A 14,934-nucleotide genomic window follows, 5' to 3' on the forward strand; every position below is an offset into this window, starting at 1 on the left:
TATCCGGGTTAAGCAGTTGCCTGGTTGTGCGCGACAGGCCAGGGTATTATCCGCGTCATCATCATCATTATTATCATCACGGATATTATTGGTAATAACATACCCCGGAAATTACAGCACAATCCCCGCATTGTACCTGTGGCGTGGTTATCATCCTCTTTACTTTTGTGTGAGTAACATAAAAACTAACGAAGATGAATACACGAAACAGGTACAGCTGGTATAAGCAGTTATTGCTGGTGATGCCATTAGCAGGAGCCATCACCGCAGCAGGACAAAATACACATGCAACGGAACAGGCAGGGATCAGTCCCTGGGGAAAATCAGACGAAATTGGCACACTGAACATGATGAGCGACAGTAATAATCTTTCCCTGTTCTCCAGGATAAGAACGGGGAAAGTTTATGATCTCGGTGTGGAATACTTTACGGGAATGCCCGGCTTCACTGCCCTGGGCGACCCTCCCTATCAATACTGGCTTACACATACACCCCGCGGTACTGTTGTTGGCAACGTTACCAAACAGGGCGATGAGATGAACAGGAAAGTAAGCTATACCGGTGATGCCGTATCCATGTACACGCATACCGGCACACACATCGACGCACTTTCCCACTTTGGTTTGAATGGCAGGATCTGGAACGGATACACGGCAGATGAACACCTGGGCGACCGTGGCTGGGATAAAGGTGGTGCAGAAAATATTCCGCCCATTATCGGAAGGGCTGTGCTGATCGACATTCCCGCCTGGAAAGGCGTGGAGGTGCTTCCCGGAAACTACGTGATCACATTGGCAGAGCTACGGCAACTGTTACAAGCGCAACACCTCGACATTCAAAAAGGAGACATTGTGCTGATCAGAACAGGACTCATGAAATATTTCTACACCGATACGGAACGGTTCATGAGCAACACACCAGGCATGAGCATGGAAGCCATAAAATGGCTGATAGAAGAAAAAGGGGTGATGACGCTGGGCGCTGATAACCTGAGCGTAGAGGTAATGCCTTCCGGCAACGATAAAAACTGGTTGCCGGGGCATACTTACCTGCTCGCACAAAAAGGCGTGATGTTTATTGAGTTGTTGTATCTCGAAGAATTGTCTGTTGCAAAGATAAAGGAGTTTGTTTTTATCGGACAGCCTTTAAAGCTGAGAGGCGCCAGTGGCGCGCCCGTCCGTCCCCTGGCTATCCCGTTGTAATTCTTCCGCTATTTCATCGCGTTCACGCACGATCAGTTTCATCACCTCATTTCCCTTTTTTATAAACTCAAAGGTGAGGTCACGGTCTTTCGAAAAGAAGAGATTTTCTTTCTCAGCATAAAGCGAAAAGTTTTTATCGCCTATCTGCATAAGGAGTGATCCGGCTTCCGCCTTTATATACATAGCAGCGGTTTGCGGGCCTTTATATTTACCGGCGTAGCTACGCAGTACATCAGCCGGTAATGTAAGGGCCTTTCTTTTATTGATATAAGGCGCCGGGCCGTGGTCGTAACTCAGTACCCGCGTCATTTTCCAGCTGCCGTTTTTCAGCAGCCACAGATGGGTGAATTTTGCAAGTCCTTCTGCATGTTCCTTCTTTCCTTTTTCCTGTACATAAAACAGGTGGCTGCCGGTAAGTATGGCGCCGTATATCACGCCATCTTTTTTGAGCGGGAATACTTTGATGCTGCTGTCGATCACCTCTCTTCTTAAAGTAAAACTATCCCTGTTGCTGCAAACTCCTTTTTCAAATGATTGCGCCAAAGCGGGTATACCGAGCGTGATGCCTCCTTTGTCGTGATAGAATTCTATGTCTTCCGAGAAGTAACTCATCATTTTTGATACGTCACAATTATTATACGCCTGCCAGAAAAGACTATCGTTATGCAGTATGACGGCAGACAGTTGTTGATCGTTGTTCTGTGCCACGGATATGCTGCGGAAGGAGAGCATACTTACCAGTACCAGCGTGGCGGCTATAAGCTGTTTTTTCATTAGGGAAATTGTTTATGTAATAGAATGACGGCTTGTCTGGTACAAAGGTAGATTATTACATGGTACTATCCAATACATAGTACTATGTTATTTATAATAAACTTTACAAGTGGTAGTAATTACACGTTAGAGCGGCGTATTCAGCTTTGATTGCACTGTAGCCACATGATCATCTTTCACGGCTTCGAGGTACAAACGGTAGTGTTCCGGATTTTCAGGTATGGAGATAGTAATGAAGGCGCCCTTGCCCAGTTTTCTTAAAAAGATGTTGTTGCCATCACCATCTGTTTTTACAAGATACCATTCAAGCTTTACACCGGCGTTGTTAGCAGCGGGTTTCCATTCATTGTTGTTGTAAATAAGTGCATGATAGGTGAGCCGGTCGTCCGGATAGGTGGTTCTGGCTGGTCGAAGTATATGGATACGCGGAATAGCCGGTTCGCGGAAGGTGTTGCTCCATAAGTATCCCAGCTGGTAGAAGGATGATTTATATCTTCCCCAATGGTCGGTGAGGCCGTCAAATGTTACGTAGTCCCGTGTTTCCAGGTCCTGCCAGCTGGTAATGAAAGCTGGTTGCCGGTTACCTGGCAGGTGGGCGTAAGCCGCTACCGGTATCTGGCTGAAATAATGGGGAAGGGTAACGGATGCCAGTTGCGACAAACCGGTGGTATCGTTCCCCATCACAATGCCGAATGCATCTGCCTGTGGTAACTGCTGATGCAGCATTTCCAGGTCGCCGGCTATGTGGCTGTTCATAGCTACATCTATTGTCAGTGGCCTGGTAGCATCTATGGCCTTAATGGCGGTCATCAGGTTGCCGAGCCAGGTGATAAAGTTTTGTTGCTGATAAAGTAGTTCCGGCTTAAAGTACTCTTTTGAAAGCTGCTGCCATACAGTGCCGCCGATGTTCCAGGCTACTATGCTGCGGTCGTGTTTCAGTGCTGCTACCCGGTGAAGGATGGTTTTCCGGAGATCGGAAAGCATGGCCGCATCTTTATCCATATCTGTTATGGCAGGAATCCAGAAGCCATAATGAATATTTATATCCAGTTCTTTTGCCACATGCAGGATGTTCCGGTCGTATACACCGGGGCCAAAGCGGCGGATGGTATTGGCGCCAAGTGCTTTCATGCCCGCGAAATCTTTGGTGATCTCCCGGCGGGTAAGGGCGTGTAAATTCCTGAACCAGTTTTCTCCTTTCTGATAATTTATTCCCCGGATGCTGTCCGGCAGTGGTATAGCAGCCGTTGCCCGGCCGGATGGCGGCGTTGCGATGATATTGCCGTAAGGGATTGTTTTCCCGGACTCACGGATACGGGTATACTTTTCTGCTGCAGCAAATACTTTTCCGGGTTCCTGTAATTTCCAGTTAAGCTTGTCTCCTGCAACGGGGCGTAATACGTTTTTATCCTGGTCGCTGTTAAATAATATGAAGGCGTGTATTTCACTGAAGGAATGATCAATTGCGTTAAAGGCATCGTTTAGCCATAGCTGTTGGTTGCCGGCGGCGGTGAGCGAGCCCATTTCAGCTACCATCACGGGCAGGCCGGAACGGAATACCGGCAGCTGATGAAACGGTGCATACAACTCCCGGAAAGCATAGGATTGCCCGTTTTCATTTTGCGGTCCATAGTTAAGCCCCGTCACCCCAATCCAGTCGACATACGATGTTCCGGGAAAATATTCCGTTGCCGCAGCAGCGCGCCACGGGTTCCATACCCAGATAACATTGCCGGCGCCATTGCGTTGAAAGAGGTCATATACATATCTCCAGGCGGCTTTGAACTCTTCCGGTGTGTTGTTACCGGTTTGCGACCAGGGATAGGCGGGGTTATCCGCTTCATGCGCAAAACGAAGGTATACCGGCCGGTTCAATGATTTAATCCGGGCAGCAAACCTCAGCAGGTATTCATCGAAAGCGCCTGCGCTGATGCGCGCAAACACCTTTTGTTCTTTATGCAGTGCCGCATTTTCAAACAGGGAGGTCCAGGGTTCCCAGGTGATCATGGGCAGCGATCCGTTGTTGTAAATGGCGGCTATCAGCGAGTCGGGTAAGTTGCATTGCGGCGCATCTCCCCAGGGCAGATACAACGATATGATGTTGAAGCGGGCGTTAAACTGTTGCTGGTAGTCTTTTACCTGTTGAATGGCAGTGAGACCGTTTGCTTCATCCGGACTGAATATCCCGGTGTAAAATGTTTTTTGTTTTTGTGTTGGCGGATGCACAACAGCAGCGGGTTCGGGATTGCTTCGAATCATATACCCCGTTAACACAACAATGGCCAGGAGTAAGGGCAACCCCAGCTTACGGAAGGCAGCATATAAATGAAGATGCCGGAAAAGCCATAATTGCTTCTTTAACAGTAACGGGTATATGAGCACGATCCTTAGCCAATGATATTTTACCGCCAGGCGGCGCAGGCGCAGACTGGCAATAATATTGAACATCATGATCAGGCAGTTCACGCCTGCGATGCCGGCCATCACAAGAGAATAGGGATTCCAGTCGTACGACAGCCCGTAAACAATCGCCGCCAGTGAAGTAAGCAGCACCAATATATTAGGTATGTTCAGCTGCCAGTTATCAGCTCCGCTGTCGTCTTTAGGAGTGGGAATATACGGTACCTTCTTCCGGATAACGGTATACACCAATCCGAGGATATAGATCCACCAGGTACCGATCAGCAGGAGTCCGCCTACCACGTGAAAGCCTCTTTCTGTTTCTTCCATCACCCATCGTTGTACAAAATGACGGATCAGGATAATTGCTGTAACGGTAGGTAATCCCAGCAGGGCAAAGTTGATAAAGTCTACCCGCAAAGGTATCAGCCCGGTAAACAGGGAGAGAACAGGGATGAGGAAATTTATAAAGAAAACAATGCCGGATAAATAATGAAAGGGAATGGTGCCGTAGTGCAGGCGTTGCCGCCAGGTAAAAGACCGGAATAATTTCGGGTAGGAGGTAACCAGTAATTCCAGGGTACCACGCGCCCATTTCAATTGTTGGGCGTAATAGGCCGACATGGTGGCCGGTACGAGCCCCCTGGTGAGTACAGCCGGCACATACACCGATTTCCAGCCTTTGGCATGCAGCTGCATAGCGGTATGCATGTCTTCCGCAAGACCGCTGGCGTGTCCTCCGATAGAATCCAGCGCGGCTCTCCGGAAGGTACAGTTAGCGCCGATGGCCAGCACGGTGCCATAACTATTCATGGTGGCCATGATAGGGCCGTAAAACTGGAAGGTTTGCTGGGCCGCACCTTTGGCCACGAGGCTGTCGCCCAGGTTGCTGTATGCCTGAACAATCTGTACAAACCCTACTTCGGGGTTATTGAAATGTGATACAATTACGTCGAGGAAGTCCGGCGAAGGAACATGATCCGGGTCCATCACCACGCAGAGTTCCCCGGTAGCCTGTTTCAAGGCATTATTGATGTTGCCGGCTTTGGCATCTTCACGGGTAAATCTTGTTACATGTTTTACGCCCAGTTGTTTACATACTTCAATCAGGTAAGGGTCGTTGGCTTCATCGCAGAGATAGGTGGTATGCGGGTAGGTGATGGCCTGTATAGCCGTTAACGTTTCCACGATCATGGCGTAGGGTTCGCCCGGACAAAAGGTAGTAAAGATGTCAACCGTAAAGGGATGTTGTGTTTCCGGCGTTTCCGGTACTGAAATGGAAAAATAGTGATACCATTCGTGGAGTATCGTGAGGCAGTTAAAAACAAGACCAGCCATCAGGATCCAGTAAAAAGGAGCATAACCTATCTGTGCCTTGTTTAAAAGACAATACAGCAGGTAAATCATGCTGCAGGCGCCCAGCAGGATCATGAGCCGTAGCGTAAAGCGTTCCCGGCGCGAAGGTGGTAAAATAGGTGATGGTCTATCTATCATCGACTGACTACGTAAAATGGTGTATTGGCGGTAGCAAAATGTCCTTTATTATCAGAAACGGTGGCAAAGATCCTGTAAGGTCCTTCTTTTACAGGAGAACGGAACGTGATCTTATTTCCCTGCGGAGGCAGCAACAGGTTGTTGTAAGCAACGGGTTTCTGCAGGTTGGGCTCGTCCTGGTTTTTGGTGTGCCAGTCTTCCGCCAGTATCTCCCAGGTAATCCGTAAGGGGCCACCGGCGGTGTCCCGTAACAGCAATTCCGCGGTTTGCAGGCTGTTGGGATTTAATAAGATGTTGTCCCTGGCGCCTTTGCCGTTCAGTAATACATACTTTAATGCCGGGGCCTTGTAAGGAGGCCATTTGCCGGTCCACAGGTATTCCATCACGGCTACGGTTTCCGAAGCTTCACCCTCTTTTGTAAATAAGCTGAACCAGGTATGTGTTACTTCTTGTTTATTGCCCCAGTAAAAAACGCAGGCGCCGAGGAAGCGTGGATCTTTCACCGGCATGTACTGCTGATAAAGTTGCAGGTATTGCTCTGCCTTTTTGGTGCTGGTATTTTCAATGGGCGCTCCCCAGGTGGTGAACTCCGACTCCCACGGGCCGTTGATACCCCATTCCGTAATCAGGAAAGGACCATCCCAGAACCACGAAAAGTTGTCCAGGTTGCGTTGCAGATCATGCAGCTCACCAAAAATATTCATCGAAATAAGGTCGAGGCCCGTTACTTTTAACCGGATGTTATAGATGCACCGTTTGTTGAAATTTATCAGCGCGGTAGTTACCGGGTGATCGGGATCTTCCGTATGGATCATTTTCAAAAGGCGGTTATAAGCCGTGTAAAAGCTGTTGTACTGCGGTTTGTAGGGGAAATCAATTTCATTGCCCAGGCACCACATCAGCAATGCGGGATGCGACTTATACCGGTTTACCACATTCCTGAAAGCCGTGTATTGGGTGGCTACTTTGGCAGTGTCGTTATAGTAAAGTAAAAATCCGCTGACAGGCATAGGGAAACCTGCTATCACTGCTATATGATTGGCGTACGCGTCGTCCAGTATCTTACCGAGGTGTAAGGTATCCCAGGTACGGATGGTATTGCCACCGGCCGCAGATAGTTCCCGGAGATTTTCAAAACCAGCTGCCCCCTTTATTGTAAAGGGTTGTCCTTCGCGGTATAACTGGTATTGGTCGCCCTGTTTGCCAATGTAAACCTTGCCCTTACGCAACGGAGCGGAGGATGACAGGCAGCCGGTAAGAACAGTGAGCAACGCAGCATGAAAACAAATCTTCTTAAGCATTCACCAGGTATAATATAATATATTACTTACAACACGAAACCGAATATAATATAAAATCAGAAACTTATGCCGCCGGGGGATAGTATCCTCATTTTCCCGGACATAAAAGAAAATTGCTTATTTTCAATGGTACAGGCCATTAAACGATTATGATGAAACTACGAAAAGTACTCACCGGGGCAGCGCTTTGCTGTATGCTGTTCTTTTCTGCCAGCGTGCTGGCACAATCGGGAAAACCAGGCGTTACAGATATCACCTTCCACATGCTCACCTGGGTGAAACACCTGGATAACGACGTCGATAAATATTTCAAACGTGAAAAAGGAGAACAGCTGAACCAACAGCTGGAAGCCCTGAAACAGGAATTGAATAATTACCGCAAAGCCAGGAAAACACTTTCAGACAGTTTGTTCCGGAATAATATTGCCCCCGGTAAAAAAGACGATTATAACCTGGAAGCGCTGAAAGTAAAAATGAGCGCGGTGATGGAAAAACTGCGCGGGGTTACTGACCTGGTAAATCCTGAACTCCAGGCGGAAGGAGATAAACTCAATGAAGAAATTTACAATGCTTTATACAGCGACCAGCCTAAGTATTTATCTTACCTGGAAGCATTCCTGGGCGGTTTGGAGGTCACTAAAAAGGACCTGGCACTGGATGGCAGCACGGCTTATTCGCGCCTCGGAGACTGTGTGAATATCATCGCTTCACTGGAAGGAAAAATTAACAGGAAGATGGGGCAGTGATCTTCACAAGCCTTTCCCTTTGCTTACCCAGTCATTGTTTTTAATACTGAAACGATAGGGGAGATAGGCATCTTCCCCGGCGTATTGCACGCCTACACGGGTAGACACCGTAATCGCATCTTCCGGAATACCCTTGCCGGATTCAATCCATACTTTCTTCCCGGTAAGGCTTTCCCCGTTCAGGCCGGCATCGATACCCATTGCCTTGCAGAGGCTGCCCGGACCCGCAGTGAGTTTGACGGAGGGCTTGTTGTTATAACGCTGCTTCATCATTTCTATGCCATCAACAGGCTGCAGCGCCCTGATCAATACCGCATGCGGCGTATCTTCAATGTTGGTGACCACGTTAAAAAGATAGTGAATGCCATAACATAAATACACATACGCAAATCCGCCCGGCTTGTACATCACCTCCGTGCGTTTGGTACGGCGGTTATTCCAGGCATGCGAGGCCCGGTCGCCGCTGCCTGCATAGGCTTCTGTTTCCACAATCATACCAGCGGTGCGAACGCCATTGATATGTGTAACCAGTATTTTCCCCAGCAATTGTTTCGCAATGGTTGTCACCTCGTGCTGCTGATAAAATTCATGCTTTAACTTAGCCATCGAAATAAATATCCCTGTTTTAAAAAATGAATTTATGTTATTTGCATAATTATAAACATCATTATGGAAGAAATAAAGTGGGGAATCATAGGTTGTGGAGATGTGACAGAAGTCAAAAGTGGCCCGGCTTTTAATAAAGTGCCGCATTCATCACTGGTAGCGGTTATGCGCAGAGACGCTGCAAAGGCGCAGGACTATGCCCTGCGGCATGGCGTGCCCAAATGGTACAGCAATGCTGAACAGCTGATCAACGATCCGGAGATCAACGCCATATATATTGCCACACCGCCTTTGCAACATGAGGAATACACCCTCCTTGCTTTGTCGAAAGGAAAACCGGTGTACGTGGAAAAGCCAATGACGCTGGATGCCGCATCAGCCATCAGGATGAAAGCCGCATCGGATCAATACAACGTAAAATTAAGCGTGGCACACTACCGGCGCGAGCAGCCGGTATTCTTAAAAATAAAAGAGCTACTGGCGGATAACGCCATCGGTGATATCCGTTTTGTATCGCTGCAAATGCTGCAGCCGCCGGCTTCCAACCTGATAGCAGGTTCGGAGGTCAACTGGCGGATAGATCCCGCTGTTTCCGGTGGTGGCCTGTTTCACGACCTGGCCCCGCATCAGCTCGACCTGATGATCTATTTCTTCGGAAAGCCAAAGCACGCTGCCGGGATCGCCGCGAACCAGGCGGGAGTTAACCAGGCCGATGACCTGGTAACCGGGCATATCTTATTTGAAAACGGCGTAGTGTTTAATGGCATGTGGTGCTTTACGGTGTCGCCCGCTGATCAGAAGGACTGTTGCGAAATAACCGGATCATCCGGCAAAATCAGCTTCCCCGTGTTTGGCAGTAAAATAACATTGAGCAAAGACGGACATACAGAAGAATTTATTTTTGACCCTTTGCAACATGTGCAGCAACCCATGATAAAAAAGGTAACGGCCTATTTCCTCGGCAAAGGCGCTAATCCCTGTTCCGCAGAGCAGGCTATTTTATCAATGGAGCTGATGGACCAGTTCACGAAATCCGTGAAAAAAAGTACTGGCAATTAGGTGAATACCCAACTATTTGCGTATCTTAATTCCTGCAGAGAGCAGCATTCAACCATATCGCTCATTCAGAAGAACCAGTTGAACAGGACCCACGTTATTGATTAACTACTTGACCGAGTAGTGTGATGCAGGCATATCCTCCCGGATATGAACTTTATGTTACGAATGCAGTGAACACTTAATATTCAAATTATCCTGTAATATTTTCGCGCTCATGAAACCTATCTTCACACTTCTGTCAGTACTGTTATTATGCTGCATAATCAGGCAGCCATTGCTTGCACAAACAACGCAGGCGTCGATTTCAGGGATTGTCTCTGATGATACCAAACAACTGATTCCAGGCGCATCTGTACTGGTGCGCAACGAATCAACCGGCTTTAGCAGCCGTACTATTTCAAACGCCAAAGGAGAGTACCTTATTAAAGAGTTGCCACTCGGCGGACCATATACGATCCAGGTAACAGCGATGGGATATGCCGAACAAAAACGCACCGGGTACTCACTCAACCAGGGCGATGTGATCCGCGCCAACTTCCAGATGCAGACAACCGCGGTAGCCATGAAGGAAATCACGGTGTCGGGCGCAGCGCTCCGCAACAAAACAGAAAACTTTGGTGCAGCCACCACGGTAACGGCAAGGGATATTGCCCGCCTGCCGGTGAATGGCCGTAACTTCAGCAGCCTCATAGATCTTTCGCCGCTCAGCAGCGGAAGCAACCTGGCAGGACAGCTCGGTTCTTCTACCAACATCACCATCGATGGTACCTCCGCAAAGAACCCGACTTCCAGCAGTGGCACCAACACCCGTATCGGCGGCCCATACGCTATTTCAATGGAAGCCATCCGGGAATTCAAAGTAGTTACCAACCAGTACGATGTTACCTTTGGCCGCAGCGGTGGCGGTACCATCAGCACGGTAACCAAATCAGGTACCAACACTTTTTCTGGTAGCGCTTTCACCTTCGTAAGGGCTGATGCGTTATCCAGCAAATACGACGCCCGCGGTAACAGGCGCCAGAACGACTTCTCTACCTATCAATACGGCTTCTCTTTAGGCGGCCCTATCATTAAAAATAAACTGCACTTCTTCGTAGCGTGGGATCACCAGGCCGATTCACGCCCCCTGCAACTGGCGGATATCAAAACACCGGCAGATGAAAAACGGTTCAACGTTACACAGTCGACACTGGATACTTACCTCGGTATTGCACGCGGCAAATACGGCGTAGCCTCCACGCCGCAGTTCGGATCTTTCAACAAGAAACGCGGCACAGATGCGGCTTTTGCGCGTATCGACTGGCAGCTCAACGAACGGAACCTCCTCACCATCCGCGATAACTATGTAAACGACCGCGCACCGCTGGGCCGTGATGATAACACCGCCATCAATCTCTACGAAGTATATGCAGATGCGCATGCCATCAACAACAGCTTGCTGGCTACCCTGCGTACCGTAGTGAATCCCAGGATTACGAATGAGCTGAAACTGCAACACCTGTATACTTTTGAAGAGAGTTCACCCGGCAGCCAGCTGCCTGCACAGAATATTCCCCGCGCTATCGTGGAAAGAGTGGAGTCCAGCATTGACAATAAATCCGTGTTTACCTCCATCCAGCTCGGCGGACAACGTTACTCGCCGGAACACTTCTACAATAACGTATTCCAGCTGGTAGACAATCTTTATTACAATACCAATAAAGCAAACTATACTTTTGGCGCCGATGTGATGTACAGTCATATGAACTCACTGTATGGCAGTGAAATGAACGGCCGTTTTTATTTCACCGGTATGGATAATTTCAATAACCTGAAACCTTACCGTTATGCCCGCGAAGTAGCACTGGCAGATGATCCCAGCGTGAACCAGAATATTCTCAGCGGCGCCTTATACGCGCAGATGCAAACCTACCTGTTCCCCGGTTTTGAAATGATCGCCGGTCTCCGTGCCGATTATACCACTTACCTGAACAAACCCAACTTCAATCAAACCGTGTATGACGAGCTGGGACTGAGCACTGATAACTCGCTGAAAACTTTCCAGCTGCAGCCACGTATCCAGTTCAACTGGGACATCAAAGAAAAGCATACAGATTACCTGCGCTTCGGTGCGGCCATCTTCGGATCAGACATAAACAACTATGCCATGATCAACAACATGCTGTTTGATGGTACAAAAGTACTTACTGTGGATATACAGGGCGCCGGTGTACCCGTTCCCGATTTCCCGGCATACCGCAAAGATCCGTCTACCGCACCGGGTAAGGAAATGTTCGATAAGCTCGGACTGCCACGCCAGGGTACCATTAACATGAATGGTAAAGATGCCAGGATCCCGGTTGTGTACAAAGCGAACATCTCCTATAATCACCTGTTCTCCGACCGCTTTAAAATGGGCGTGACTTTCTTCACCACTATTGCGCGTCACAACTATATGTATGTAGATCGTAACATGGCGGATCAGCCTTTCTTCCGTTTGTCGAATGAAGGTAACCGCGGCGTATATGTGCCTGCATCTACGATCAACGTAACCAATGGCGCTACCGACTGGACCAAAGGCCGTAAGAGTACCAATGTAGGCCGTGTGCTGGAACTGAACAGCGATGGTAAAGTGAACCAGTTTGCATTTGTAGTAGATGGTACTTTCCGTTATTTCAGAGATGGGGAAGTTTCTGTTAGCTACACCTGGAACGATGCAAAAGATAATACCTCTTATAACGGCGACGTAGCCAACACGGCTACTTTGTCGCTGATGGTAAAAGACGATCCGCGTAATCTCAGCACTATGAGCTATTCCGATAACCAGTTCCGTCATAAGGTAGTAGTATACGGTACACTGCCCACCTTCTGGGGAATTAATGTAGGTGTGCGTTATTCCGGTATAGGCGGTACACGTTATTCACTGGCTGTAGGCGGTAACGTAAATGGCGACTTCGTAAACTCAAACGATCTGGCCTATGTATTTGACGTGAACAATGCCAATGTGCCGCAGAAGATCCGTACCGATCTCCAGGCGATTTTGGATAATCCTTTAGCCGATGAAAGCGTGAAAGATTACATTCGCAGAAGCAGTGGAAAAGTAGCAGAAAGAAATGGTGGTGTAAATGGTTTCTATGGTGTATGGGATCTGAGGATCGCTAAAAAGATCCGGTTTGGTAAGAAGCAGTACCTGGAGCCATCTGCCGATTTCTTTAACCTCGCCAATATGTTTAACAAAGAATGGGGTACCAGTAAATTACTGGGCAAACAGAATATTTATTCTTTAGGTGGTTTCGATCCTGTTACCTCCACTTATAAATATAACGTGAACGTGAACTCAGGTGTAGTAGTGCCTGGCGGTAACCCGTGGCAGATTCAGCTGGGTCTTCGTTACGGTTTTTAATAAAAACGGGTGAAAGCGAAATAACTGTTTGAAAACAATACAAAGGGGGATCGCCGTTACAGGCTGGTCCCCCTTTCTACTTGGATTACTGGCAGGAGAATTAATTATCGTTAAATTTGCCTGATTGATATTGAATATTTATGAAACAGGATTTATCAGAGATTTCTCTGGCCCCACTATTAAAGTATTTCAATGATCTTATTCCGCTGAACAGTATGGAAAGGGAGCTCATTGTAGCCAGGTTTCAGCCCCGTCTGTATCGCAAAAGACAATATGTGCACCAGGAAGGCGATATTTGTTCGCAACTCAGCTTCGTAATACGTGGTTGCCTCCGGATGTATAAAGTAGATGAAAAGGGAAACACGCATATTTTACAGTTTGCAGCGGAAAACAAGTGGATCAACGATCTTGGAAGCTTCCACAGCAGAAAAGCCTCAGAATTAAACATAGATGCCCTGGAAGATACAATGGTTTTGCAGATCAGTTACGATAACCTTATTTCACTTTATATAGAGGCTCCGAAATTTGATCGTATTTTCAGAGTTTTGACTGAGAACAGTTTTATTACCCTTCAGAAGAGACTGCTGCAAAACCTCAGTTCCTCTGCAGAAGATCACTACAACTCGTTTTTAGAGGTTTACCCCGATTTGTCTAACCGCCTTCCCCAGACCCAGATAGCATCCTTTTTGGGTATTACGCCCGAGTTCCTGAGCCGTTTGCGTAGCAAGCGCACAAAGGACTCTTAAACCAGATCAATATTTTTTCTTGATGTAGTTTATTGGCCTGCAGATAGACGTTGCTGAACTTTGTGCTATCAAATTCTAAAAAGAGATAGTATGAAAACAACTTCGAAAGTGGCCATCATAGGTATGGGAAACATAGGACAGGTAGTTGCCGCAAACCTGGCTAAAGCTGGCCGCCCCTTTATTGCAGCCGACAGGAATGTTGACAAGGCAAAAGAACTTGCCGGAAAATGGGGCGCATCAGCTCAGGCAGGGGATATTCATTATGCAGTGAAAGAAGCGGGTATTGTGGTGCTAGCCATTCCATTTGGCGCGATTGCTGATTTTATAAATCAATATGCTGCCGATCTGGAAGGTAAGATTATTGTGGACCCATCCAATCCAATTGCTCCGGATGAAAAAGGCGGGTTCAAAAAAATCATCGCTGAAAACCAATCTGCCGGCGCAATAAACGCAGCGGCTTTACCGAAAAATACCTGGCTGGCAAAAGCATTGGGAACATTAGGCGCCGGTTCGCTGGCAAACGCTGCGTTTCAAACGCCGGAAAGGGCCATACTGTTCTATGCAACAGATGATACAAGCATTAATGCCGATGTGGAGCAGTTGATCATCGATAATGGTTTCGAACCGGTACGTATTGGCGGACTTGACAAATCCATCAGGATCGAGGTATTTGGGGATCTTCACGAATTTGGTGCGTTGGGTAAAACGGTTACATTAAAGGAGGTAAAAAACATATAGTATGGCAAGGGAAGAAAAAATACAATTGATGAACCGGTTTGTGGAATTTATAAATACAGCAAACCCTCAACTGGCAGATGAATTGATTAGCCCTGATGCGGTCTTTCATGTACCTGGTAACCCTGAGCCTATGCGTGGTCCGGAAGGTTATCTGGCGATTATTGGTATGATGCGTAGCGGGTTTCCCGATATTCAATGGAGCCCCGACGACGTCGTTATCGATAATGATAGGGTAGCAGTACGTTTCACGATGAAGGGAACTCATAAAAACATATTCTTTGGGATTGCTGCAACGGAAAGGTCAATTGAGATAAAAGCAATGAACTTTTACTATTTTAAAGAAGGACAGATTATTGAGGAGCATGGTATGCCGGATATGTTTGGGCTGTTGCTTCAGCTGGGAGCAGTGATAAACGCCGGGTGAATCTTACAGGAATGAGGCTTTTGGCAGCTTTATGCAACAGGCCTCCGGATTTATGCACCGGA

General features: G+C 47.7%; 11 protein-coding genes. 7 read left to right on the plus strand and 4 right to left on the minus strand.

Annotation, left to right across the window (positions count from 1 at the left end):
• The first annotated feature begins 194 nt into the window (after nucleotides 1–194).
• Nucleotides 195–1,202, plus strand: coding sequence for a cyclase family protein (locus B5Z18_RS28360; RefSeq protein WP_079472923.1), 1,008 nt, complete (start codon nucleotides 195–197; stop codon nucleotides 1,200–1,202).
• Here the strand turns inward: B5Z18_RS28360 and B5Z18_RS28365 are convergent.
• The 3 genes from B5Z18_RS28365 to B5Z18_RS28375 all read right to left on the minus strand — a co-directional run bounded on the left by B5Z18_RS28365 (nucleotide 1,146) and on the right by B5Z18_RS28375 (nucleotide 7,171).
• Nucleotides 1,146–1,976 (minus strand): nuclear transport factor 2 family protein, encoded by an 831-nt coding sequence (locus tag B5Z18_RS28365; protein WP_079472924.1) that lies wholly within the window; start codon nucleotides 1,974–1,976, stop codon nucleotides 1,146–1,148. The two genes, B5Z18_RS28360 and B5Z18_RS28365, sit on opposite strands and share 57 nt — an antisense overlap.
• A gap of 126 nt (nucleotides 1,977–2,102) precedes the next feature.
• Entirely contained in the window at nucleotides 2,103–5,870 is a 3,768-nt protein-coding gene (locus B5Z18_RS28370; RefSeq protein WP_079472925.1) for a glycosyltransferase, read from the minus strand.
• Nucleotides 5,867–7,171: a glycoside hydrolase 5 family protein gene (locus B5Z18_RS28375; RefSeq protein ID WP_079472926.1), complete on the minus strand. Its 1,305-nt coding sequence runs from the start codon at nucleotides 7,169–7,171 to the stop codon at nucleotides 5,867–5,869. The genes B5Z18_RS28370 and B5Z18_RS28375 overlap by 4 nt, the downstream gene beginning before the upstream one ends.
• Nucleotides 7,172–7,323: 152 nt before the next feature.
• Between B5Z18_RS28375 and B5Z18_RS28380 the strand changes: the two genes are divergently transcribed.
• Nucleotides 7,324–7,917, plus strand: a complete 594-nt coding sequence (locus B5Z18_RS28380; protein WP_143313730.1) for a hypothetical protein — start codon at nucleotides 7,324–7,326, stop codon at nucleotides 7,915–7,917.
• A 3-nt stretch (nucleotides 7,918–7,920) separates the two neighbouring features.
• Here the strand turns inward: B5Z18_RS28380 and B5Z18_RS28385 are convergent, their stop codons facing one another.
• Nucleotides 7,921–8,523, minus strand: a complete 603-nt coding sequence (locus B5Z18_RS28385; RefSeq protein ID WP_079472928.1) for a DNA-3-methyladenine glycosylase — start codon at nucleotides 8,521–8,523, stop codon at nucleotides 7,921–7,923.
• 63 nt (nucleotides 8,524–8,586) lie between these two features.
• Here B5Z18_RS28385 and B5Z18_RS28390 point away from each other — a divergent pair, with 63 nt between their 5' ends.
• The 5 genes from B5Z18_RS28390 to B5Z18_RS28410 all read left to right on the plus strand — a co-directional run bounded on the left by B5Z18_RS28390 (nucleotide 8,587) and on the right by B5Z18_RS28410 (nucleotide 14,872).
• Nucleotides 8,587–9,582 (plus strand): Gfo/Idh/MocA family protein, encoded by a 996-nt coding sequence (locus tag B5Z18_RS28390; RefSeq protein ID WP_079472929.1) that lies wholly within the window; start codon nucleotides 8,587–8,589, stop codon nucleotides 9,580–9,582.
• Nucleotides 9,583–9,796: 214 nt separating this feature from the next.
• Nucleotides 9,797–12,964, plus strand: coding sequence for a TonB-dependent receptor (locus B5Z18_RS28395; protein WP_079472930.1), 3,168 nt, complete (start codon nucleotides 9,797–9,799; stop codon nucleotides 12,962–12,964).
• A gap of 140 nt (nucleotides 12,965–13,104) precedes the next feature.
• Nucleotides 13,105–13,710 (plus strand): Crp/Fnr family transcriptional regulator, encoded by a 606-nt coding sequence (locus tag B5Z18_RS28400; protein ID WP_079472931.1) that lies wholly within the window; start codon nucleotides 13,105–13,107, stop codon nucleotides 13,708–13,710.
• 90 nt (nucleotides 13,711–13,800) lie between these two features.
• Nucleotides 13,801–14,448, plus strand: coding sequence for an NADPH-dependent F420 reductase (locus B5Z18_RS28405; RefSeq protein ID WP_079472932.1), 648 nt, complete (start codon nucleotides 13,801–13,803; stop codon nucleotides 14,446–14,448).
• Between the two features lies 1 nt (nucleotide 14,449).
• Nucleotides 14,450–14,872, plus strand: a complete 423-nt coding sequence (locus tag B5Z18_RS28410) for an ester cyclase (RefSeq protein WP_079472933.1) — start codon at nucleotides 14,450–14,452, stop codon at nucleotides 14,870–14,872.
• The last annotated feature ends 62 nt before the right edge of the window (nucleotides 14,873–14,934 follow it).

Origin of the sequence: Chitinophaga ginsengisegetis (assembly GCF_900168065.1) — a bacterium.
Lineage (GTDB): Bacteria > Bacteroidota > Bacteroidia > Chitinophagales > Chitinophagaceae > Chitinophaga > Chitinophaga ginsengisegetis.

Coding starts and splice junctions, on each gene's coding strand:
- B5Z18_RS28380 (WP_143313730.1), top strand. CDS start 7,324: ATGAAACTACGAAAAGTACTCACCGGGGCAGCGCTTTGCTGTATGCTG.
- B5Z18_RS28375 (WP_079472926.1), bottom strand. CDS start 7,171: ATGCTTAAGAAGATTTGTTTTCATGCTGCGTTGCTCACTGTTCTTACC.
- B5Z18_RS28385 (WP_079472928.1), bottom strand. CDS start 8,523: ATGGCTAAGTTAAAGCATGAATTTTATCAGCAGCACGAGGTGACAACC.
- B5Z18_RS28410 (WP_079472933.1), top strand. CDS start 14,450: ATGGCAAGGGAAGAAAAAATACAATTGATGAACCGGTTTGTGGAATTT.
- B5Z18_RS28370 (WP_079472925.1), bottom strand. CDS start 5,870: ATGATAGATAGACCATCACCTATTTTACCACCTTCGCGCCGGGAACGC.
- B5Z18_RS28390 (WP_079472929.1), top strand. CDS start 8,587: ATGGAAGAAATAAAGTGGGGAATCATAGGTTGTGGAGATGTGACAGAA.
- B5Z18_RS28360 (WP_079472923.1), top strand. CDS start 195: ATGAATACACGAAACAGGTACAGCTGGTATAAGCAGTTATTGCTGGTG.
- B5Z18_RS28400 (WP_079472931.1), top strand. CDS start 13,105: ATGAAACAGGATTTATCAGAGATTTCTCTGGCCCCACTATTAAAGTAT.
- B5Z18_RS28365 (WP_079472924.1), bottom strand. CDS start 1,976: ATGAAAAAACAGCTTATAGCCGCCACGCTGGTACTGGTAAGTATGCTC.
- B5Z18_RS28405 (WP_079472932.1), top strand. CDS start 13,801: ATGAAAACAACTTCGAAAGTGGCCATCATAGGTATGGGAAACATAGGA.
- B5Z18_RS28395 (WP_079472930.1), top strand. CDS start 9,797: ATGAAACCTATCTTCACACTTCTGTCAGTACTGTTATTATGCTGCATA.